We start from the raw sequence: 21,508 nt of genomic DNA, 5'->3' as shown, positions 1-21,508 counted from the left end.
GAAAATAAAGATATGTATCCCTCCTCATTTGCAGTATAATTTAAGCCATATGCTTTTGGAAAACGAGGTGGGGTTCTGTTGTTGGATTTGCTGGTTATAATGCTAGAGAGGGTTGGCATGATTGTGGCAGTTGCCTTCATCCTGACCCGTTTGCAGTTTTTTAAAAACCTAGTGCACCGTGATAAATTGAATCGTAGGCAGGAGATTACAGCGATTCTATTTTTTGGATTTTTTGGTATTGTGGGAACGTATTTTGGGGTCGCACTCAATACGAATACACTGCATTTTAATAGTGTCGCCACGGCCTTGACTTCAGATGAGGCGATTGCGAATTCGCGTGTCATTGGGGTAGTTGTTGCAGGCTTGTTAGGCGGTTATCGTCTAGGAATTGGTGCGGGGTTGATTGCGGGTATTCATCGTATGACGTTGGGTGGATTTACAGCTATCTCTTGTGGGCTTTCGACAATCATTGCAGGAGTGGTTGCAGGCATTTTTTATAGAAAAGGGAAAGCACTTAAACCGCTGACTGTGTTTGGTATCGGGGCACTTGCGGAAGCGATGCAAATGTCAATGATTCTGTTGATTTCCAAGCCGTTTGAGCAAGCACTTACGCTTGTTGAGGTCATAGGGATACCGATGATTTTAGCAAATGGAGTAGGAACTGCGCTATTCCTATTGATTGTTCATAATGTGATTAGTGAACAGGAGAAAGTGACGGCATTGCAGGCGCAGAAAACATTGCGCATTGCGAATCAAACAATCGGTTATTTGCGGACAGGCATGAATACGGACACGGCACAGGCTGTCTGCAATATTCTATTCCGAGAACTACAGCCAAGTGCTGTTGCCATAACCAATCAAACGGATATTCTTGCGCATGTCGGGATTGCTAGTGACCACCATAAGCCTGGCAGCTCGATTCGAACGGATGAAACTAGGGATGTCATTCATCATGGCGAGTTGGTTGTCGTCAATGATGGTACGATTCACTGCGATTATCCGGGCTGCCGATTAGGCGCGGCGGTTATTGCACCTCTTATCCGGCGTGGCGAAACAATTGGCACGCTGAAACTGTACTATCCATCTGAAAAAGTTATTACAGATGTTAGTATCGAATTAATTGCGGGACTGAGCTCGCTATTAAGTAATCAACTAGAAATTGCTGAAACGGATCGTGCTTATCAGTTAGCAAAAGAGGCTGAAATCAAAGCGTTACAAGCACAAATCAGTCCTCATTTTTTATTTAATTCCATGAATATTATTGTGTCGTTGATTCGCACGGATCCTGATCAGGCACGGAAGCTGTTGACGTCGTTATCCTACTTTTTGCGGCAAAATGTCACGGGGACAACTGCATCTCAAATAACACTTGCACAAGAATTATCACATGTCAAAGCGTATTTAGAAATTATAGAGGCAAGATTTGTGGACCGTCTAACTATTGTGTACGATGTGGATGATCATTTACTAGATGAAAGAATCCCTCCATTCACCTTGCAGCCTATCGTTGAAAATGCAATTCATCATGGCATTAGGGATATGGAGAGAAATAGCATTATCCAAATGACGGTACGTGACCTGGGTAGGGAGATTGAAATTCGAGTGAAGGACAACGGCAAAGGGATGGTCCCTGAGCGACTAGCTATTTTGGGTACAAGGCAGTTGGAATCCGAAACAGGAACAGGAGTAGGATTATTCAATATTAATCGTCGCTTACAAATGACGTTTGGTGACCAAGCTGGATTAGTGATCACAAGCAAAGAACATGAAGGAACGGCTATTTCATTTCGAATTCCTAAATTGGAGGTAGGTGTTTAATGGGAGCGATCCGTACTTTGATCGTAGATGACGAACGATATGCACGTGAAGAATTGACATATTTACTTGGTAAGTTTTCAGATGTTCAAGTGGTTGGAGAAGCTGAAAGCGGGGAATCGGCCATTTTAAAAGCATTGCAGCTCCAGCCCGATGTTGTTTTTCTAGATGTTGAGATGCCGAAGATGAATGGCATCGAAGTAGCGAAAACCTTGATGGAGTTAAAAAAAGTACCACTTATCATTTTTGCGACAGCTTATCCCCAATTCGCGGCAGAGGCTTTTCGCATTAATGCCATCGATTATCTATTAAAACCGTATGATGAGGAGCAGTTGAAGCAAACGATTGAGAGAATTGTAAAGACGCTACATCCGGTGCTTCCAGTCGACAATACAGAGAAGCTGGGGAAATTAGCAGTAGAAACGGGCGGTGATATTGATTATATTTTGCCGCAGGATATTTTGTATATTTATCGAGATGACAAGGTGACGAAAATCATTACGCAAACCGGTGACTATGATGTGAGAACAACGTTGAAAGAGCTTGAAAGTCGCTTAGAGCCATTTTCATTTTTCCGTATTCATAAAGGCTATCTCGTTAACTTGAAATATGTCAGCCGATTAACGCCGTGGTTTAACGGAGCCTATCAACTGGAGTTAGAAGGTTTAGATGAAAAGCTTTCTGTTAGTAGAAATTATGTCAAAGATTTACGGCAACGCTTGGAATTGTAATGACCTGTTGTCCCTCTTTACTTGCATGATAAACGCTTAAAATTGCATGTTACACTGAAAAACACCTATTTTAGAAAATTTGCCATACACTAAATACATAGGATGGTAAGAAAGCTAGACAAATAGGGGAAATAGGGGTGTTCACATGATTACATTTTTTAGCGCAATTGTACTATTAGTTGTTGCATACTTTACGTATGGGAAATTCATTGAAAAGATATTCGATCCTACGGATGCTCGAAAAACGCCTGCGTATGCCAATGCAGATGGTGTCGACTATGTGCCGATGGGTAAACAAAAGAATGCACTCATTCAGCTGTTAAATATAGCTGGGACAGGTCCAATCTTTGGTCCAATTATGGGGGCGCTATTCGGACCAGTCGCTTTCATATGGATTGTTTTCGGAGCAATTTTTGCAGGTGCTGTGCATGATTATTTAACAGGCATGATTTCCATTCGTAACAAGGGTGCACATATTCCAGAGCTTGCTGGAAAGTTTCTGGGTAATGTTTCCAAGCATATTGTAAACGTTTTCGCGTTATTACTTCTTTTATTAGTTGGAACTGTATTTGTGACGACACCGGCTTCTTTATTGGCGATATTAATGAATGGTAAAGTAGCATTATGGATTTTGATTACAGTTATTTTTGCTTATTATTTCTTATCTACAATTCTTCCGATCGATAAAATTATCGGTAGATTGTATCCATATTTCGGTGCTGTACTATTGATTGGTACTGTTGGGGTTGGAGTGGCTTTACTGGTGTCGGATTACACGATTCCAGAATTGACATTGGCGAACTTACACCCAGACAATGTACCAGTTTTCCCGATTCTTTTCTTTACAATTACATGTGGCGCACTATCAGGTTTCCATGCCACACAATCACCGATTATTTCTAGAACAACTCAAAAAGAATCACAAGGTCGCTATGTATTCTACGGCATGATGATTACGGAAGCAGTCATTGCGATGATTTGGGCTGCTGCAGCAATGAGTATGCTAGATGGTCAAACATTGAGTGAGTTCATCCAAACAGGTACACCTTCTTCAGTTGTTAACGAAGTGTCGATGACATTATTAGGCGCTGTTGGTGGAACAATCGCGGTATTGGGAGCTGTCGTGTTGCCGATTACATCGGGTGATACAGCATTCCGTGCGGCACGTTCAATCATTGCAGATTACTTGAAGATTGATCAGAAAAAAGTGGCGAAACGTTTAATGATTGCTGTACCATTGTTTGCTTTATCAGCTTTGCTAACACAAATCGACTTCAACCTGCTATGGAGATACTTCTCTTGGGCAAACCAAGCGACGGCGGCAATTGCTTTGTGGATTGCAACGATGTATCTATTCATTAAAGGTAAGAATTACTTTGTGTCGTTAGTACCGGCACTGTTTATCACCTACATGGTCTTTGTGTATATCTTAAACGCCAAGATAGGATTTAGCCTAGACTTGCAGCTATCCTTCTACGTAGGCATCGTCTTGACGGTTATTTTGACAGTCATGTTCTTTATTAAAGCGAAAAACAATAAGGCGAATAAGATTGAAACAGATGTTGTGGTAGACGACGTAGACGTGAATGAGAGTAAGCTAGCTTAACTAACATGTAAAGCTTGTTGGGAGACCAAATCGGTTCCCCAACAAGCTTTTTTGTTATTATTATTGCCTGTAATTAATGCCGAAAATACAATTATTGTAGGTCCATTCTATGATGGCTTCATCGTTATTTGTTTTTCTCTTCAACAGGTATACATCTGTAAGTTAAAAAAGGTGAGACGCTACTTTATTACGAGTAGTGTCTCACCTTTTCTCTTATACTTTAAATTGGCTTAATACGATATTGAGTTCTTCAGATAGTACTTTCAGTGTTGCTGAACTTGCGGTGATTTCCTCCATAGAGGCGAGTTGCTGTTCAGCTGCGGCGGCTACTTGATGCGTTTGTTCGTATGAGATTTCTGCACTGTTCGCTATTTCTTCTGATGTTGCTGTAATTTCCTCTGAGCTCGCCGACATTTGTTCGGCAACAGATGACAGTTCGATAGCCTCTTTCACAATTAGCTCGATGGAAGTGATGATTTGTTGGAATGCCGACTCCACTTCTCCCATCCGCTGGATGCCATCGTTGACACCGTTTTCATTTTTAGACATCGAATCGGCTGCTCTTATCGTATCCGCTTGAATGGAACTAACGAGCTTCTGGATATCTGCAGCAGAACCATTTGTTTCGTCTGCCAATTTTCGAACTTCATCAGCAACAACAGCAAACCCTGCTCCGGCTGCACCAGCTCGTGCTGCTTCAATGGCTGCATTCAAAGCCAATAGATTTGTCTGTTCTGAAATAGAAGTGATGACAGAGACGATATTTTGAATTTTATTAGCTTCGGTTTCCAATTGCTCGATAACTAATTTTGTTTCGTTCGTTCCTAGATGTATCGTGTCCATCTGTTGTACAGCATTTTGTACAACTTTTTGTCCGCTATTCGCCTGTTCAATCATTTTATGTGTCGTGTCAGATACAGTTGTGGCAGTAAAGGCAACAGTTTGGACTCTTTCAGACATATCTCCCATTGCTTTTGCACTCTCTTCAGCGCTTTGCATCTGGACTTCGGCAGATTGAGCTACCTTTTCAATGGCGGCTGTTACTTCATTCGCTGCAAGAGTGGCTTCATTCGTGACAACATCTACTGCGCTGGCAGACTGCTCAACCAGTTGTGCACTATCCTGAACCTTGCTTATTAAGTTTCTCATGCTGTCGCTGATCGAAGTGAAGATATTGGCAAGATCGCCTAGCTCATCCCTTCGTTTTAAAAACCGCCCTGAAATTGTTTGTGTAAAGTCGCCCTGTTGTAAAACTTGTCCAAATCCAACAGTGGTACGTAGCACTTTTGTAATATTTCTTGTGACGATAAAGATAATAATTGCAAGGATGGTGACGATGACGATAATGCTAATGATAATCTGTGTTGTAACCGCTTTTGCTTCTTTCGTTACTTCATCAAGGGGTGCAACTAAAAGGGCACTCCATGGTGTTTGGATTCCTTCAACACTAATTGGTGAAAATAAGCGATAAACATCCTTGTTTAAAATATCGGATAACCCGGAAATTTGTATTTGCTGTCCTTGAAGGACCGCATTTCTAACTATTTCACCTTCCTCACTTTCACTCATAGCGGTATGGTCAAAGTAATTGCGTCCAATCAAATCATTTTGTTGATGCGAAATGACAATCCCGGTATTAGACATCAGGCTTGCGAAACCGCTTTCATAAAAGGAAAATTGATTGACCAATTCATTCAATGTTTTTAACTCCATATCCACGCCAATTACGCCAACTGCTTTTCCGTTCACTTTAATAGGGAAGGCAATAGAAGTGATGTAAATCGTATTTTTATTTAGTTCGACAATAACAGGCTCAAAGAGTGCATTCTCGCCTGTCTCTAATACTTTTTTAAGATTTGTATGTAAGTCACCAAGCCGATCATAGCCTTTCATCGGAAGGACGATGAACTTTCCATCTTCGTCTTTTGACCATATCGGGACAAAACGCCCCGTAGTATCATGCCCTTCTGTGCCGACATAGTCTGCATCTTTCCCGTCAAAGGCATCCGGCTCCCAAACCATCCATGAGCTAACCGCATTGGGGTTCGACATCAGTAATTGCCGCAGCATCGTATTGGCATCATCCCGTGCAGGGACTGAACGACTATCCAATAATCCACCTAATGATTGGGACAATGTTTGAAGTGCTACTGTCGTTTTTTCTAACTCAAGCCCTAACTCCTCGGCGAGTAGTTTCCCCTGTGTTTCCAAGCTTTCCTCGGCGACTTGTATAGCCGTGGAATGGACTGTCAGAGAAATATATGTACCCAGACCCGCAAAGAAAAGAATTGTGGGTACTAAAATAAATAACAACATTTTTGTTTCTAGTTTCTTCATGCCACCTCTTCCTTTCCGCTAGTATATTTAGACTATTATCAATTATCGGTGCGTTGGTTCTATTTGTCTAGGGTATAATCATAGATAGTGCAATTATTGCTTAAAAAAGTAAAAAATGTGTTCAAGTGAGTATGTGGGTTATTGCAGTTGTGCATTCATCAGGCAGGTTTGGGAGGCTATGAGATTGAGGTTTGATGTTTTCCGAAGTCTCTTTTTTATTCCCGTTTGAGAATTGACTCGTACCTAACGGGTAGGTTTATAGTTATTAAAAAGGAGGGGTGCATGGTGTTGTCCATTGGAAAAACGGCTCGCCTTGTCGGTCTGACAGTGAAAGCCATGAAACATTGTGAAGAGATCGGGCTTATAAAACCTACTTTCGTTAATCGAGAAACGGGCTACCGGTTTTATTCGCAAATGGAGCAACAACAATTAGTTCGAATCAAAACATTGAGGCGATTTGGGGTACCACTCTCTGCTATTCTTGCAGAAGGAGACGAACAAATGGAGTCGTTGTTATTGAAAAGGAGACAGCAAATCGAACGTGAAGTGGATGATTTGCACCAAACGGCGGAAGACATTGAAAGCTATTTAAACAAGGAGGAGTCTTATATGGAAACACGAATTGTTGAAATGGAAGAAATGACGATAAAGGGGTATGGATTGGTCGGACCTGTTTCAGAAATTCCTGCTGAATGGGAGAAATTGAATAAGGAAATTGCTAATAATGGCGTCGTTGTGGAAGAGTCCTTTGGTGTTTGTTTGAAGATGGAGGGGGAGGTCATCCACTATATAGCGGGCGTCAAATTGGAACTTGCTGAAGGTTTCCCGAATACGCAAGAGGTTGTCATTCCAGCAGGGAAATTCATCGTTGCAACAGTCGAAGGAGGTATCCCGGGAATCCCTGCTACGTACGAGGCCATTATTAAGATGGAAGATATTCAACTACGGGAGTGCTATGATTTTGAACGTTATGTCTATCCAGCGGGAGTGACTGAGGATGCCATTGAAATTTGGATGCCGATTGAGTGACTGTAGAACAAAGTAGCGGTATGCAGTAAAATCATGATTGTTAAAGAAGAGATTTCGGGTCAGCCCGAGAATCTCTTCTTTAGATAGTTGACAATGAGTAGCCGAAGCAATCACGATGTATGAAAGGGATGGTGGTGTTGGGGAATGAAAGAAATTTATAGGAAGACGTCGAAGGTTAGTTTTATAGGTGGTATTGGCGCTACAATCTTTGGAGTCATCTTTTATTTATTTAGATATGAGGGGTTTTCCAAAAATGGTGATACGTTGTTTGAAGCTGGATTGTTTGCATTAGCCTTGATTGGTGCCGGGTTTTATTTCAAAAATGCTCATGAAAAACTGAGCAATGAAACAATGAGTGCAAGCCTATTGGACTTGGAAGATCTCCATGAATTGATTTTCCAGCGAGTACCTGGCCTTTTACCGAGAATGTACAATGTCGATGCGAATGGCAATCCGTTATTTATAATAGAGCCAGCTAAAGGGCGGCTATCTAGGTGGCTTACGGTTTTTAATTTGCTGGAGAAGGGCTTTATCATCCCGGTACACTACGACATATTGGATATGACAGGGCGAAAGATGGCATCATTTACAATGCATGATGATGTGAAGCGTTATGAATTGTCGCTGTGGAAGCCGGACAGTACGCTAATGAGCACCTACGTTCAATATCTATCGAAATCGGCTCTGAAAAATCGTGGCATTTTGTATCATTCGGATGGGGCGGTTTGGAGAGAACTTGAAGCTAAAAACATGGCTGGTGATATCGATGTGAAGGATGAAGAAGGAAGAATGACGGCATCGTATCGCTTTGGCATTTTCCCTTATGTAATGAACCCGGCGTTTGTCAGCACAGCACATCATGAGCATGTGCGATTTGGGCCGCATATTTCGTCCGATGAAAAGCTTGCGTACATAATGATTTTCTTTTTGTGGTTAAAAGGTTGAACAAATTTAACTTGATTCAGCAGAAGTCCCCACTTCTATAAGCGGCAGGATGAATGCCAGAAAAGCATTTCAATCAGAGGGAGTTCTGATTCAAGTTAAGCCTCCGGCGGATGTTAGGGATTTTGAAGGGAGTAAATTGTGCTATGCACAATTCAAAATCCCAACGCAATTACGCCGAGGTGCAATTGATTTTTCTATGTTGACTCTCACGTTACGTCATACTTTATAGTTATTTTTGAAGGGAGGTCCTGAGCCATGAAAGTAAAAGAAGTCTCGCAGTTAACCGGTGTCAGTGTGCGCACACTCCATCATTATGATGACATCGGATTGTTAACGCCAGATGACGTGACGGAAGCAGGATATCGACTGTATTCCGACGATAATTTGGCAACATTACAGCAAATATTATTCTTTCGTGAACTCGGCTTCTCTTTGAAAAAAATGAAGGAGTTGCTCGATAGTCCCGCATTCAATCGTCAGGAGGCTTTTGAAATGCAACGACAAATGCTCGTGGACAAACGCAAGCAGCTCGACAGTATGATAAAGACAATTGACAAAACAATTCAACAAGGAAAAGGGGAATATACCATGACAAACGAAGAGAAATTTAAAGGATTCGATTTCAGCAAGAATCCATACGAACAAGAAGCAAGAGAGCGTTGGGGCGACAAGGCGGTCGATGCATCGAATAAGAAGGCTGCACAATTCGGACCAGAGTTAGGCGAGGAAATGAATCGCATTTACTTTAAGCTGGCGGAGCTTAGACATTTGGATCCAGCTTCTGATGAAGCGCAGGCAGGTATTGGTGAGTGGTTTACGTTTTTGAATAAGATGGGCAGTTATTCGCTAGCGGGATTTGCAGGCTTAGGGCAGATGTATGTGGATGATGAAAGGTTTACGAAGAATATTGATAAGTTTGGAGAAGGGCTGGCAGTGTTTATGAGGGATGCTATGGGGATTTATGCGGAGCAAGGGAAGTAAAAAGAATATTATTTTGAGTGCACTCACGGGTGCTAGGCCACTGTTACCATTCGCTTCTTTCAAGGAGCGCATTCTAAGTTCGCCGCGTCCTGCGGCGACGAATGTATGACCAACATCCCGTTGGCCTGATGGTAACAGTGCCTGATTCCCGCCTGTTTAAAAAATGACGCTATAATTAATTCTGAGCATTACTTAAGAATAAAACTGCCATGTTATAAGTAAAAAGATTAATATAACAATAGTAATGATCGACAGAAGATAAATAGCCTTCTGGAATCTCATTAAAGTTGCCTTTTTCCAATTAACTAAAATGAAAATAATAAAAACGACACTTGCAATAGTTAAAACATAATTAGCAACTATATGTGGGAATACTTCAAAATAGCCTCGATCACTCTTACTCAACATCCTAGTTGCTAATAAAATAATATTTACGATAAATGCTGTACCAACTATATTTAATAGGTAAACCCATTTTTTTATTTTAATAGAAGGTTTTTTTCTTCTTCGATTCAAAATACTGATTACGATTAAAACGAACGGGGAAGCAATAAAGTGTACTAAACAATAAATGAATAATATTGCACTTATTGTTAACCAAGATATACTTTTATCTAAAGGGAGATAATCTGAAATCGATGTAGAAATTTGTTTAACTTTACCGTCCTCTATAGAAAAATAAAGAACATTTGTAAGAATAAACATAGGACTACCATTTGTCATTTTATAAACATTTGGATATGTTTGGACGTAATTAGCTTTCATACCTGCCAAACTTACTTCAATTTCATTCGCATTTAGTGATTTCACTGTAAGTGGTAGTAAATAGTAATACAAATTTAAGAAGCCACTTTTCATTCTGCGAGAAGTAAGATACTTTCCTTCTGTTATTTGTGAGTTTGGTAAGTCCGCCAATTTTACTTCATCTATCTTTTTTTCTCCAACCAATTCCTTCGTCAGTCCATAGGAAATATCAACCTCTGAAGCTTGATTCGTTAATATGATTATTGCAAAGTTTTCTTCAGGGACGATATGAAAATTACTTGAAAAGGAAACTGTATTTCCACCATGTGTTAATCCTTTAAACTTTCCATCATACTCCCAAAAACCATGTGCGATACCAGGGACATTTTCATTAGCAGCATAACTTTGCGACAGCATTGTAATTAGCGTATTTGCATCCTCAAACAAAACGTTTTCATTATCGGATTGCGGCATAAGAGCCATTGCAAACTTAGCTAAATCTTGAGCTGTTCCATTTATTCCACCGCTAGGATACATGGACATATAGAACGGTGTCGATAGTTTGAAATTACCTTCTTCAATAAGCTCATATCCATTTACTTTGTTTTTGGTTATCTGCTCATTTCTCCCTAAAGACAAATATGCAGTTGAATCTAGAATACCTAATTTTTGAAATATATGTTCATCAACATATTCATTAAAGTCTTGTTCTGTAATTAATTGAACAATATATGCAGCTAGGGAAGTTGAATAATTAGAATAAGCAACGACTTTACTCGGTTGATATATTTGGTTTGGCTCAGCAATTTTCAACCCTTCTTCTAAAGAGTTTACAAAGTGTTCGTTAGCATATCCTACATCAAAAATATTATCCTCAAATCCAGCAGTGTGATTCATTAAATCCAACATAGTGATAGGAGCATCATATGTTAGTTTTGTTAAAAATCCTTGCGGTAAATAGCTGTTTATATCTTCAGCTAAATCGATTTTTCCTTGTTCGACTAATTGCATGACCGACACCCAGACAAATAATTTACTAATTGAACCCCATTCAAAAACAGCGGTATTGGCATTTATTTTAATTTGGTTTTCAATATCTCCATAACCGTATCCTTTTGATAAAACAACTTTATTATCTTTCAAAATAACAATACTCGCACCCGCAGTTGTTTCACCAATATATTCATTTACATAGTCGTCCACAAAACTTTCAATATCGGATAATGAAATTCCAGAAGGTGTTGTAAGTTCATTAGCATAAATTGTTTCGGTAAAAAACAAAGATAAAGCTAGTATCAATAAAATGACAAAATTTTTATTCATGCGGCACTCCCTTATAATAAGTATATATTAGCAGCCTTAAAGATAATTGAATCTATTTGCAAAATGATTTCCGTTGAAGAACATCATTTCGCAATCTTTAATTTATTTTAGCATAGATTCCTTTTATTGAAATTAATTTTCCAAATATGTATCCGATTTCCTCATTTCCCTCTATATAAAGAATAAAAGGGGAATGACCACTATGACAACTTACTTAAAAGACTATGCACACTTCACAAACAAAGACGAAATGGACGAGGCGGCGCGACGTCATGTCATTGCAAACTGGAACGAGATGAATGATACGGATCGAGCTGTACTAGATCTAATCCGTCGTTACTCTGTAAAATACGGTGCTGCTCACTTAAAGCACGACACGATGGCAGAGGTAATTGGCAAGTCCAACGTAACCATTCGGCGCGCGATTCGTAAGTTGGAAAGTCTTGATATTATCGAACGCATTCACTATATTCGACCAGTTATGAACGGGCTTGGCGCTAACATTTACACTATTTTACCCTTCAATGACCAGTCGACTTTGACCACTCCGCCAACAGTGGACGAGCCTAGTGACAGTGAGACTGAGGACGTTGTTCCCAAATCTGAAGCATTTTCTTCTAAATCTAAAAACATAAAAAGCCTTACTCTTACAGATACGTATCCTGCGGAGCCGACTCTTCCACCTACAACGTTGTTTGGAAGAATGAAAGAACTATTGTCAACAACGATTGGTGACAATAGTTCTTTAGCCCGTCAATTGTTTGGCATTTATCGCGCACTGTCATTACGTATGTTGAAATTTAGCATTCATGAGCACCAAGGAGAATTATTTGAACAGTTGGCGATGCAAGCCCTTCATATTTCTATTCAAGCTACAAAGCGCAAAGAGATTCGAAATATTCCTGGTTATTTTGATGGGTCTACCGTAAATTGATCGATAAGGCGTTGTTTGATGATATTTTTATGGAGTTTGATATGCCGGTAGAAGGAATTTTATATTAAGATATTGCGGGGTGAACACTTGTTCTGTATACTGATATTAAGGGGGGAACGGATGTGCTTAATCAGTTAATCAAGTCAATGGACCATGGTGTGCTACTGGATATGTTTTATATTGATAAGAATGGGGCAGTGAGCAAGAGACGGATAAAGGTAATCCAAGTTGGCGAAGTTTCCTTTCGGGCGTATTGCCATCTGCGAAAATCTAATCGAACATTTAACATCGACAATGTTTTGGCAATCGTTCCCGTCATCAGAAAAGAACGTGATGTAGTATGATGGATCAACATGGGTGATAATTTATTGAAAAGAAAGGTGCAGAATCAAGTGAATTCCGCACCTTCCCACTTTCATTCCCCCAGAAACCCAATATGCTTCTTCTCCTCCAACGGGTTCTCCCGCTTCAACGACACCAACAAAAAATTCAACTGTGACACATGCTGTAGTAGCTCAACGGGTGCATTGTTATTCGTGAGGAAGCCTTTAAATATAATTAGTCTTGTACCAATATAGCCAATCCCCGTAATGTTGACAGTCATAGTTTGCCCAAAGGATGTTAGCATGAGTCCAACTTCTTGGTCATGATTCAGGTTACGATTATAGGCGTTGACGGCTGCGACGACTTGGTTGGCGATCGTTGCGGCGTCGTTATCAGATGTAGGTGCGAGCTGTGGAATTTCTGGCAAATTACTTGTCATCGTAATCACTTCCCTCTATATAAGATAGACACAAGTTTTTAGGGCTGTTAGTATGTAGATACCCTGAAAGTTCCGGATTGAAAACATTTTGAGTGTACGGTGAATACTTTGCCGAATAGATCTTAGCGAAGGCGCCTAACAGAGGTAGTTGAAGTCATAAGACTGGTGGTGAAGCTGCTTGGCTTTTGGCGGGAAGCATCCCCTAGCGTTGTTGGGAGGACTCCTTATTTCAATGTTTTAATGTAGTGAATAACACTTTTGCTTTTAATTATTTTCAAAAACATGAAACTCTTAGCTGGTAAAAGACGTATAATTAAGTAGAGAGATAACAGATGTCATAAATTATTCGAAATATCCAAGTGAACTAGGTCTCGGGGCTTAGATAGTTTCCATCTATAGCCGGTTTAGTTTGCCGTTTTAAAAGTGCATAATAGGTGTAACAGATTGTGGGGGTTGATTGTCGTGGGGAAAACGATATATATTGTCCTAACGGATACAGGGACATTGCTGTCGAAGGCTATTGGGCTGTATACGAGGAAGGATTTGAATCACGCTTCAATCGCTTTTGATGAGCAATTGAATGAGGTGTATAGCTTCGGGCGGAAGCAGCGGCATAATCCTTTTGTCGGTGGTTTTGTCAGGGAGGATGTATCAACGGGGATATTCCAGGACGCGGATTGTATGATTTTTAGCTGTGAGGTTAGTGAAGAGGAATATCATAAAATGCGCAGAATGGTTCGTCAGATTGAACGTCGTAAAGAGCAGTATAAGTATAATTTTATCGGGCTGTTTGCGGTTGCTTTAAATATCGGTATTCAGCGTGAACATGCATTTTTCTGTTCACAGTTTGTCGCAACGGTTGTCAATGAAGGCGGCGTGCGGATGTTTGCGATCCAGCCGAATATGGTACAGCCTCATCATTTTACGAAGGTCCCTTTTTTAATACAGGAATTTGAAGGCGATTTACGGACTTATTTATCTCAAATTAGAGGGCAGCAGGAACGTCAGCCCGTTCGCATTAGTATGTGGAAAAGTTTAGCGTTTCGCTTACTGGCCTAATCATTCATAATTTACTAGAAAGCAACTTCTCCTATTTGGAAAAGGTTGCTTTTTTTATCGTCATTATTCTCAGTTTATTCTACTAGTATGGTATGATTTTTAAAAGAAATGGAAAAGAAAGGGGGAATGGTTTTGGATGAAGAGCTAAAGGATGTTATCAAGAGAGTGGCTGATTTGGAGCAGGAGGTAGCGTCGCTAAAGCGTCAACTGGCTGATCAAGAAGTCGTTCCAGAAAGAGCTTCAACGATGCGCGTTGCAACACCGGTGAAGCATATAGAGAAGGCGGCTACTCCAAAGCAGGAAGTACCCGTTCGAGTACCACCGACTGTACGGAAGGAATTTAATCTGGAGAAAGCATTGGGTACTTGGTTGCCGAGAGTCTTCATGTTCATCCTGCTATTGGGTGTGCTGTGGGGCTTGAAGGTAGGGATGGATCATGGCGTGATTACGAATCCGGTGCGCGTGGTGCTTGGTTATGCGGGGACCTTCCTGCTGTATTACTTAGGCATGCGCTATGTTCGTGGTGGGAAAAAAGGATTTGGTTTGACGTTATTAGGTGGCTTTATAGGCCTTGGGATGTTGACGACCTTTGCGGCACACCATTTGTATGGCTATTTAAGCTTTACAGTCGCGTTTTTACTAGGTGTCGTCTATATTGTCGCGGGATTGTTGTTATCGCGGAAAATGAAGTCAGAGACGCTGACACTGTTTTCGGGAATTGCGGGATTTTTACTTCCATTTTTATTGGAAGGAGAAGGGGCTACTGCGATTCAGTTTTGTGCGTATATCTTGCTGTTATTTCTATCATTGTTTTACGTGTCGCTTAGTCAACGGCATAAGTTTTCCTTTTATGTGACGTTTGTGTTGTTCCATTTGACGTTGTTCTTTTACGCAATTTTGGATGGTGGCTACGATGCAGAGGGGATATTGGTTACGACGGTACTCATCCAACATGGTGTGATTTTGTTCTTTTATGTAAAAGGAAAGATTTCAAGGAGTGTTTTTACAGAAGGACTGTTGTACTCGAATTTTGTGTTTACAATTGCTTGGATTAAATTGCTCGATCATACGGCGGAGGTAGCGGTTTATGGTCTATTGGCGTTGGCCTACTGCGGGCTTGCACTATATACGTTATGGAGGAAGGATCATGCACTACGCGGGGTGTTATCGGCGGTGGCTGTATTTGCGCTAAGTGTTTTAGTATTGTCCTTCGATTTAGAGGACAGCCGGGTTGTGCTGATGTTGCTGCTGTTGAATGGTACGCTTGGCATTTGGGTCGGTGTACGCTATGAGACGCTGCGGACGATTGTGACAGGCTCCATCGTCTATTTGTTTGCCTTACCCGCAGTACTTATCATTGTGCAAATTGAACAATTGTGGTCGTTAGAACACGCAGTATGGTTGGTATTGTTAGCTTCCATGGGCTGGTTGTTTTACACGCTATATCGCTGGACGCCAAAGTGGCTAGTAGGAAAAACACAACGCATTGATGGCAGTTTGATTGTCGGGCAAGTGCTCGTTTTACTATACCTTAGTCAACTGACCATGCTGTGGCTGTCGAGTGTCTCTCTGGCATTTGAAACGGCTATGCACGTTCAAAGATTTGTCGTGTTAGTGGTACTTTGTGCAATGTACACGTTGCATAAATGGCGTAAAGGGCTTTATGTGGCACATAGTACAGTGATTTTATTTTTAATCCTTAGCGTATCCGTAATGCTATCGGGTCTAGGGGTATCTTATGCTTATGGCGAGTTTTTGTTTAATTTTTTTGTACAGTTTGCTTATGTGGCGCTGCTGACTATGTTGATAGGAGCGATTATGAAGGATCGCTTTTACGTACCAGCGAAAAAGTTAAAGTTGGACATCTCGGGGCTAGCGGTAGTGATGCAAATCATTTATTTCATCTTTTTGAATAAATGGTATTTCGCCTTTGTTAATATGTATGCCTGGGAAACGGAATATGTGTTGTTTGTGCACACATTCCTGCTGTTTACCTTTGCTTTCCTGTCCATTAGTATTGGCGGCAAGTGGCAGTGGAAGATTGTTAAATTCATAGGGGCAGGACTTCTTATCGCTTGTGTGTTAAAGCTCTTCATCATCGACTTGGCTAGTATTTCGATTCTAGTTCGGGCCATTTTGTTTACGATTGTTGGGGTAGTTGGATTAATCTATTCACGGACGTTGTTGAAGGAAGAGAAGTAATTTCAATAAGAATGAAAGGAATAGGAGGTATGAAGAATGAAAATCCATAGAATAGATCATGTAGGTATTATCGTAAAAGATCTTCCTGCTGCTAAAGCCTTTTTTCTCGACCTTGGACTAGAAGTGCTAGGGGAGGCGGAAGTGAAGGGAGAGTGGGTAGAACGAATAATTGGGCTTACTGACGTTAGGCAGACGGTTGTCATGTTAGGGATGCCGGATGGTCAGGCAACTTTGGAGCTGGTCAAATTCCATTCGCCGTCGGATGAAAAAGCTATTCAGCAGTCTTTTGCAAATACGTTGGGTATCCGACATATTGCATTTGCAGTTGAAGATATTGAAGCCATTGTTGCCAAATTGAAAAGTAAAGGTGCGGAACTTTTTGGCGAGATACAAAATTACGAAAATGCTTATAAGTTATGCTATGTTCGTGGGCCAGAAGGGATTATTTTAGAGCTGGCGGAGAAAATTGATTAAAGAGTGAATGGGATATTGTTGAAGGGAGAGAAGTAGTGGGGAAGATTCCACTGCTTTTTTTATTTGAAATAAAGGAACGATATAACTTACATTGTGTCGGATATATTCGACATCAGGAGATGATTACTTGTATAATTTGGTTAATGGGAGGTTTACCATGACGAAAAATTTGCGAATCAAGGCTGCGCGGGCGGCGAAGGATCTATCACAAAAAGATGTTGCCGAGGCGATTGGTATTACGAGGCAGACGATGAATGCGATTGAGAATGGTGAATACAATCCCTCGTTGAAATTATGTATTGCGGTGTGTAAAGTGCTGGATAAAACATTGGATGAGTTATTTTGGGAGGGATGAGCATGCAGCAGGAGCGTTATGATGAGTTTCAAGTGGCGAAAAGGCATCGGTATGGTCACCATGCTTTCTTTTTGACGATAGTACTTATTTTTGTGAATGGTTTAATAAAAATGAATTATATCTGGGCAGAACCATTGATAGAAATGCTAGTATTGATGTCTATTCCATCGACGTATATGGTGGTGATGACGATTTTGAATGGCGCGTATATGAGTAGAAAAGACAAGAACACCTACTTATATATCCCGATGTTTGGCTTCGTTTCACTGTTTAGTTTGTTTGTCATTGGGCAAGCGATTTGGAGTGATGTGTTTGCGCCTATAAAGGACGGTAGGTTGGATAATAGTGCAAGTATATTGTTTATAGCAGCTAATTCTATCTCCATGACCATTGCGATGATTGTTCGGAGAAGAAAGGATTCCCGGATGATACGTGAGGAAGCATGAAAATCTTAGCCAATTTCGCAATTCCAGTAGAAACATGCGATAATAAGAAAAAAGATGAAGTAGGCTGATGAAATGACAAAAACAATCGATTTACAAGTGAATGCAAAAAATATAGCAGATTTGAAAAAAGGCTATCCGTTAATTTTAAAGGAAGCGATTATTAATACACATGCTTTGACAGAGGAAGGCGCGATTGTTCGTTTGGTGGACAGAGACCGTCGTTTTGTGGCGAAAGGCTATTATGGCAATCAAAACAAAGGAATTGGCTGGGTGTTAACACAAAAAGAAGAGGAAGCAATCGACTTCGATTTCTTCGAATCAAAAATTGCAAAGGCACTTGAACGACGAGAAGCGCTTTTTGCAGATCCAGACACGACGGCATTTCGCGTGTTTAACGGAGAAGGCGATGGCGTTGGTGGATTGTCGATTGATTTCTTCGACGGTTATTATATGGTGAGCTGGTATAGCCAGGGAATTTATTCACTGAAGCATCATGTTTATAGTGTGCTGGATAAAATTGTTGAGTATAAAGGGATCTATGAGAAAAAACGCTTTGATACGAAGGGCGAATATATCGAGCAGGATGATTTTGTCCGTGGTGAGCAAGGTGATTTCCCGATTATCGTCAAGGAAAATGGCATGAATTTCGCGGTTAATTTGAATGATGGCGCGATGACGGGTATTTTCTTGGATCAGCGTGATATGCGTCAGGCGATTCGCGATAAGTATGCACAGGACAAAAATGTACTGAATACATTTTCATATACGGGAGCGTTTTCTGTTGCGGCAGCACTTGGCGGGGCGATGAAGACGACGAGTGTCGATTTAGCGAAGCGTAGTTTGGCGAAGACGATTGAGCAGTTCAGCGTCAACGGTATTGACTATGAGCAGCAGGATATCAAAGTGATGGATGTCTTTGAATATTTCCGTTACGCGAAGCGCAAGGAATTAAAGTTCGACCTGGTGATTTTGGACCCACCGAGCTTTGCGCGTACGAAGAAGTATTCGTTCAGCACGGCAAAGGATTATCCAGCATTGCTGAAAGATGCCATTGCGATTACGGAGAAAAATGGTGTCATTGTGGCATCGACGAATAATGCGAGCTTTGGGATGAAGAAGTTCAAGACATTCATTGAAGAGGCATTCAAGGATGCGGGGTCCTCGTTCAAGATTCTTGAAGAATCCTCATTGCCGAGGGATTTCCGCACAAATCGTGACTTCCCGGAATTTAATTATTTAAAAGTCGTTGTTATTCAGAAGTTGAAATAAGAAATTGGAGCCGTACCTGGGAGGACTAGGTGCGGCTTTTGTTTTGGGATGCTTCTTACTACCGTATAGCAGGCGAATACTACCGGATAGGGTGTGTTTACTACCGCATAGCAGTCCAAATCACGATTTTAATGAAGGAAAAGTGAACTTCATAGGGAATTATAGAAGATGGGGGTGAGTGTGTGACGGAAGCAATTTTACATGGCATCATTTTGGCATTTGGACTCATTGTGCCGTTGGGCGCACAAAATGTCTTTGTTTTTAATCAGGGAGCGTTGCAGCCGACATTTGTACGAGCGTTACCTGTTGTGGTGACGGCGGGGATTTGTGATGCCATTTTAATTGTGGCCGCAGTGTCGGGTGTGTCGCTACTAGTGCTGACATTTGCTTGGTTGGAAAATATCATTTTTAGTATCGGCATTTTATTTTTAGTATATATCGGCTTTGTGTTATGGAAAAGTGATGCGAGGGCGATGAAGGTGGATGGACAGCAGTTTTCGGCGAAGAAGCAGATTATTTTTGCTGCGTCTGTTTCTTTATTGAATCCCCATGCTATTCTCGATACGATTGGCGTCATTGGATCGAGTTCGCTAAATTATTCGGGAGACGTCAGAGTGGCATTCACGCTGACGACCATCATCGTTTCGTGGCTATGGTTTCTTGGATTAGCGATTGCCGGCAGATATTTCGGGAAATTGGATTCCAGTGGCAAGCTAATGGCGTTGTTGAATAAAGGCTCTGCGTTGGTTGTTTGGGGAATTGCCGTCTATTTGGCGATTCGATTGGTGGGGAATCTGGGTTGATTCCCCACCAATCGAATCAAGTTAAAGCTCCTGAAGTTCCGCGTTCAATTTCTTCATCTGATTTCTGAAATAAAGATAAAAAGCAGTCCAGAAAATAGAGTAGACGACAATGAATAATCCTAGTGTCAGCAAAAAGCTTTTCAGAGTAAATGGAATCCAGCCAATGCCGAATGCTAGGATAAAATACAGCACAACGACTGTTATAAAATGAAGCCCGGTCTGTTGAGAGAGTCGCAAATTGGTATTTTCAAAATAGAGTGGGCTTACTGTGAAAAACCATCCGCTGAAAATAGAACCGAGTGAGTTTTTCAAGAATAATTGTCCGTCTAACACGTCCTGCTCGCCAAAATAAACGACGGAATTCGTTAAGATGACGGCGATAAATGCCCCAAAGAAAATGCCAATCATACTTCTGAATAAAAAGGTCTTCATTCGCCCCTCCTCCTATTCATTTTCAATGATTCTTTAATGGTATTGACGTATGTGCGAGAAACGTATTCCTTTGCCCCCGACTTAAAATAGACGCAGAGTGTTCCGTTGAAGGACGCTTCAAAACTACTCATTTCATGGAGATTGGCGATGACGGATTTAGAGAGTCGGACGAATTTATTGGCAGGGAGGATTTCCTCCAGTTCGTATAATTTTTCTTTTAATTTAAAAGAACCGTCGGCCGTGACGGCGACAACTCCGTCTTTATCAGTATGGAAATAGTGGATGTCACCAGGCTTTAGGATATGCTGCATATCGCTGTCTTTTCCGACAAGGAACTCCGTTTCCCTTCCTTTTATAAAATCAAGAACCTCCTGAACGGAATGATCTAATTCGGGTGATTCGATTGTCACTTTTGTTTCTTTATAATCACTATCGATGTTCAATGACACTTTCATGGCAAGACCCCCTTAGATAATAGTATACAACTAATCTACGAATGTCTTGGGGGTAGTCTGTCAACTTCTTCTTTTGTTTGTAAAACGGATGATAATGAATGCGGCTAGAACTAAACCGGCAATGTAACCGGTGGAGATGAGTGTACTGTTGTCAAACGTCAGTTGCCCATTCCAAACCGCTATGAAGAGATTGTTCATGTGATAGAGGGGGTTCACGTCAGCAATAATTTGTACGAATTTCGGCATCATAGCAATTGGCATCGCGAAGCCTCCCGTAAACATAACGACTTGGAAAATGACGATGGAAAAGACAAGTGCTGCGTTCATGCTTTTGAATAAAGAATAGATTGCCGAAGAAATGACAAGCAATACAGCATTCAGGATGATGAAAAATCCGTAAGCACTTAGAAAACGTACTGGCTGGAACGCTAGATCATAAGCGATCATCCCGATGGCGTAAACGAGGAAAAATCCGATGCTTGTAATGATGATGGATTTCAAAATAGCTGATAGTAGCAGCATTTTCTTTGGTACAGGTGATAGGTTGATGCGTTTTTCGACACCGGTTGTACGATTCATCACTTGATCGAAACCGAAAGCGAAAAAGATGACACCGAACGTGATGAGCAAGATGAATGACGGCGTGTACGTTTCTGCATAGCTTAAATTTCCGGCGTATGTCTGATTGCCGAACAATTGCCCCATGAAAAGATACGTGACTGGCGGAACGATAATCGTGAAGACTAAGTAGAATAATTCCCTTGAGAACATAAGTAGGTCGTATTTCAATTGTGTCGCTAACATA

General features: G+C 41.0%; 21 protein-coding genes. 15 read left to right on the top strand and 6 right to left on the bottom strand.

What is annotated here, in order from left to right; genetic code table 11:
• Positions 1–78: 78 nt before the first annotated feature.
• From MKZ10_RS00810 to MKZ10_RS00800, 3 genes are all read left to right on the top strand, one after another.
• Complete coding sequence (locus MKZ10_RS00810; RefSeq protein ID WP_342506961.1) at positions 79–1,818, top strand: sensor histidine kinase; 1,740 nt, start codon at positions 79–81, stop codon at positions 1,816–1,818.
• A complete protein-coding gene (locus tag MKZ10_RS00805; protein ID WP_342506959.1) occupies positions 1,818–2,546 on the top strand; it encodes a LytTR family DNA-binding domain-containing protein in 729 nt (242 codons plus the stop codon). Before MKZ10_RS00810 ends, MKZ10_RS00805 begins: the two co-directional genes overlap by 1 nt.
• 145 nt (positions 2,547–2,691) lie before the next feature.
• Complete coding sequence (locus MKZ10_RS00800; RefSeq protein ID WP_342506957.1) at positions 2,692–4,152, top strand: carbon starvation CstA family protein; 1,461 nt, start codon at positions 2,692–2,694, stop codon at positions 4,150–4,152.
• A 213-nt stretch (positions 4,153–4,365) separates the two neighbouring features.
• Here MKZ10_RS00800 and MKZ10_RS00795 read toward each other — a convergent pair whose 3' ends face one another.
• On the bottom strand, positions 4,366–6,489 hold the full coding sequence (locus MKZ10_RS00795) for a methyl-accepting chemotaxis protein (protein ID WP_342506955.1): 2,124 nt from the start codon (positions 6,487–6,489) through the stop codon (positions 4,366–4,368).
• Between the two features lie 282 nt (positions 6,490–6,771).
• Here MKZ10_RS00795 and MKZ10_RS00790 point away from each other — a divergent pair, with 282 nt between their 5' ends.
• From MKZ10_RS00790 to MKZ10_RS00780, 3 genes are all read left to right on the top strand, one after another.
• The gene (locus MKZ10_RS00790; protein ID WP_342506953.1) at positions 6,772–7,518 is read left to right on the top strand and encodes a GyrI-like domain-containing protein; all 747 of its coding nucleotides are present in this window, start codon (positions 6,772–6,774) and stop codon (positions 7,516–7,518) included.
• A gap of 144 nt (positions 7,519–7,662) precedes the next feature.
• Positions 7,663–8,463, top strand: coding sequence for a hypothetical protein (locus MKZ10_RS00785; RefSeq protein WP_342506951.1), 801 nt, complete (start codon positions 7,663–7,665; stop codon positions 8,461–8,463).
• A gap of 255 nt (positions 8,464–8,718) precedes the next feature.
• Complete coding sequence (locus tag MKZ10_RS00780) at positions 8,719–9,444, top strand: MerR family transcriptional regulator (RefSeq protein WP_342506949.1); 726 nt, start codon at positions 8,719–8,721, stop codon at positions 9,442–9,444.
• A 192-nt stretch (positions 9,445–9,636) separates the two neighbouring features.
• Here the strand turns inward: MKZ10_RS00780 and MKZ10_RS00775 are convergent, their stop codons facing one another.
• Positions 9,637–11,511 carry a serine hydrolase gene (locus MKZ10_RS00775; protein WP_342506947.1) on the bottom strand — a complete coding sequence of 625 codons (1,875 nt, stop codon included), beginning with the start codon at positions 11,509–11,511 and terminating at the stop codon, positions 9,637–9,639.
• 202 nt (positions 11,512–11,713) lie between these two features.
• On the opposite strand from MKZ10_RS00775, the gene MKZ10_RS00770 reads away from it, so the two are divergent.
• Together MKZ10_RS00770 and MKZ10_RS00765 are read left to right on the top strand one after the other, a co-directional pair.
• Positions 11,714–12,445 (top strand): helix-turn-helix domain-containing protein, encoded by a 732-nt coding sequence (locus tag MKZ10_RS00770; RefSeq protein ID WP_342506945.1) that lies wholly within the window; start codon positions 11,714–11,716, stop codon positions 12,443–12,445.
• Between the two features lie 122 nt (positions 12,446–12,567).
• Positions 12,568–12,789, top strand: a complete 222-nt coding sequence (locus MKZ10_RS00765; RefSeq protein WP_342506944.1) for a transcriptional regulator — start codon at positions 12,568–12,570, stop codon at positions 12,787–12,789.
• Positions 12,790–12,860: 71 nt separating this feature from the next.
• Here the strand turns inward: MKZ10_RS00765 and MKZ10_RS00760 are convergent, their stop codons facing one another.
• Entirely contained in the window at positions 12,861–13,208 is a 348-nt protein-coding gene (locus tag MKZ10_RS00760; protein WP_342506942.1) for a DUF6173 family protein, read from the bottom strand.
• A 462-nt stretch (positions 13,209–13,670) separates the two neighbouring features.
• Between MKZ10_RS00760 and MKZ10_RS00755 the strand changes: the two genes are divergently transcribed.
• The 7 genes from MKZ10_RS00755 (at position 13,671) to MKZ10_RS00725 (ending at position 19,816) form a co-directional block, all read left to right on the top strand.
• A complete protein-coding gene (locus MKZ10_RS00755; RefSeq protein ID WP_342506940.1) occupies positions 13,671–14,267 on the top strand; it encodes a hypothetical protein in 597 nt (198 codons plus the stop codon).
• 132 nt (positions 14,268–14,399) lie between these two features.
• Positions 14,400–16,469 carry a DUF2339 domain-containing protein gene (locus MKZ10_RS00750; protein ID WP_342506938.1) on the top strand — a complete coding sequence of 690 codons (2,070 nt, stop codon included), beginning with the start codon at positions 14,400–14,402 and terminating at the stop codon, positions 16,467–16,469.
• Positions 16,470–16,505: 36 nt separating this feature from the next.
• The gene (locus MKZ10_RS00745) at positions 16,506–16,943 is read left to right on the top strand and encodes a VOC family protein (RefSeq protein WP_342506936.1); all 438 of its coding nucleotides are present in this window, start codon (positions 16,506–16,508) and stop codon (positions 16,941–16,943) included.
• 157 nt (positions 16,944–17,100) lie between these two features.
• Positions 17,101–17,298: a helix-turn-helix transcriptional regulator gene (locus tag MKZ10_RS00740; protein WP_342506934.1), complete on the top strand. Its 198-nt coding sequence runs from the start codon at positions 17,101–17,103 to the stop codon at positions 17,296–17,298.
• Between the two features lie 2 nt (positions 17,299–17,300).
• Complete coding sequence (locus tag MKZ10_RS00735) at positions 17,301–17,744, top strand: hypothetical protein (RefSeq protein ID WP_342506932.1); 444 nt, start codon at positions 17,301–17,303, stop codon at positions 17,742–17,744.
• 72 nt (positions 17,745–17,816) lie between these two features.
• A complete protein-coding gene (locus MKZ10_RS00730) occupies positions 17,817–19,013 on the top strand; it encodes a class I SAM-dependent rRNA methyltransferase (protein ID WP_342506930.1) in 1,197 nt (398 codons plus the stop codon).
• 182 nt (positions 19,014–19,195) lie between these two features.
• Complete coding sequence (locus MKZ10_RS00725) at positions 19,196–19,816, top strand: LysE/ArgO family amino acid transporter (RefSeq protein ID WP_342506928.1); 621 nt, start codon at positions 19,196–19,198, stop codon at positions 19,814–19,816.
• 21 nt (positions 19,817–19,837) lie between these two features.
• Here MKZ10_RS00725 and MKZ10_RS00720 read toward each other — a convergent pair whose 3' ends face one another.
• The 3 genes from MKZ10_RS00720 to MKZ10_RS00710 are packed head-to-tail and all read right to left on the bottom strand — an operon-like array spanning position 19,838 to position 21,507.
• Positions 19,838–20,248 (bottom strand): DUF3021 domain-containing protein, encoded by a 411-nt coding sequence (locus MKZ10_RS00720; protein ID WP_342506926.1) that lies wholly within the window; start codon positions 20,246–20,248, stop codon positions 19,838–19,840.
• Positions 20,245–20,703, bottom strand: coding sequence for a LytTR family DNA-binding domain-containing protein (locus MKZ10_RS00715; RefSeq protein ID WP_342506924.1), 459 nt, complete (start codon positions 20,701–20,703; stop codon positions 20,245–20,247). Before MKZ10_RS00715 ends, MKZ10_RS00720 begins: the two co-directional genes overlap by 4 nt.
• Before the next feature lie 60 nt (positions 20,704–20,763).
• The gene (locus MKZ10_RS00710; RefSeq protein ID WP_342506922.1) at positions 20,764–21,507 is read right to left on the bottom strand and encodes an ABC transporter permease; all 744 of its coding nucleotides are present in this window, start codon (positions 21,505–21,507) and stop codon (positions 20,764–20,766) included.
• Position 21,508: the final 1 nt, after the last annotated feature.

Source organism: Sporosarcina sp. FSL K6-2383 (assembly GCF_038618305.1).
Classification (GTDB): domain Bacteria; phylum Bacillota; class Bacilli; order Bacillales_A; family Planococcaceae; genus Sporosarcina.
The sequence above is the reverse complement of the archived record's forward strand: the minus strand, read 5'-3'. Positions and strand labels throughout refer to the sequence as shown.

Coding starts and splice junctions, on each gene's coding strand:
- MKZ10_RS00805 (WP_342506959.1), top strand. CDS start 1,818: ATGGGAGCGATCCGTACTTTGATCGTAGATGACGAACGATATGCACGT.
- MKZ10_RS00800 (WP_342506957.1), top strand. CDS start 2,692: ATGATTACATTTTTTAGCGCAATTGTACTATTAGTTGTTGCATACTTT.
- MKZ10_RS00795 (WP_342506955.1), bottom strand. CDS start 6,489: ATGAAGAAACTAGAAACAAAAATGTTGTTATTTATTTTAGTACCCACA.
- MKZ10_RS00790 (WP_342506953.1), top strand. CDS start 6,772: ATGGTGTTGTCCATTGGAAAAACGGCTCGCCTTGTCGGTCTGACAGTG.
- MKZ10_RS00785 (WP_342506951.1), top strand. CDS start 7,663: ATGAAAGAAATTTATAGGAAGACGTCGAAGGTTAGTTTTATAGGTGGT.
- MKZ10_RS00780 (WP_342506949.1), top strand. CDS start 8,719: ATGAAAGTAAAAGAAGTCTCGCAGTTAACCGGTGTCAGTGTGCGCACA.
- MKZ10_RS00775 (WP_342506947.1), bottom strand. CDS start 11,511: ATGAATAAAAATTTTGTCATTTTATTGATACTAGCTTTATCTTTGTTT.
- MKZ10_RS00770 (WP_342506945.1), top strand. CDS start 11,714: ATGACAACTTACTTAAAAGACTATGCACACTTCACAAACAAAGACGAA.
- MKZ10_RS00760 (WP_342506942.1), bottom strand. CDS start 13,208: ATGACAAGTAATTTGCCAGAAATTCCACAGCTCGCACCTACATCTGAT.
- MKZ10_RS00745 (WP_342506936.1), top strand. CDS start 16,506: ATGAAAATCCATAGAATAGATCATGTAGGTATTATCGTAAAAGATCTT.
- MKZ10_RS00740 (WP_342506934.1), top strand. CDS start 17,101: ATGACGAAAAATTTGCGAATCAAGGCTGCGCGGGCGGCGAAGGATCTA.
- MKZ10_RS00735 (WP_342506932.1), top strand. CDS start 17,301: ATGCAGCAGGAGCGTTATGATGAGTTTCAAGTGGCGAAAAGGCATCGG.
- MKZ10_RS00730 (WP_342506930.1), top strand. CDS start 17,817: ATGACAAAAACAATCGATTTACAAGTGAATGCAAAAAATATAGCAGAT.
- MKZ10_RS00720 (WP_342506926.1), bottom strand. CDS start 20,248: ATGAAGACCTTTTTATTCAGAAGTATGATTGGCATTTTCTTTGGGGCA.
- MKZ10_RS00715 (WP_342506924.1), bottom strand. CDS start 20,703: ATGAAAGTGTCATTGAACATCGATAGTGATTATAAAGAAACAAAAGTG.
- MKZ10_RS00710 (WP_342506922.1), bottom strand. CDS start 21,507: ATGTTAGCGACACAATTGAAATACGACCTACTTATGTTCTCAAGGGAA.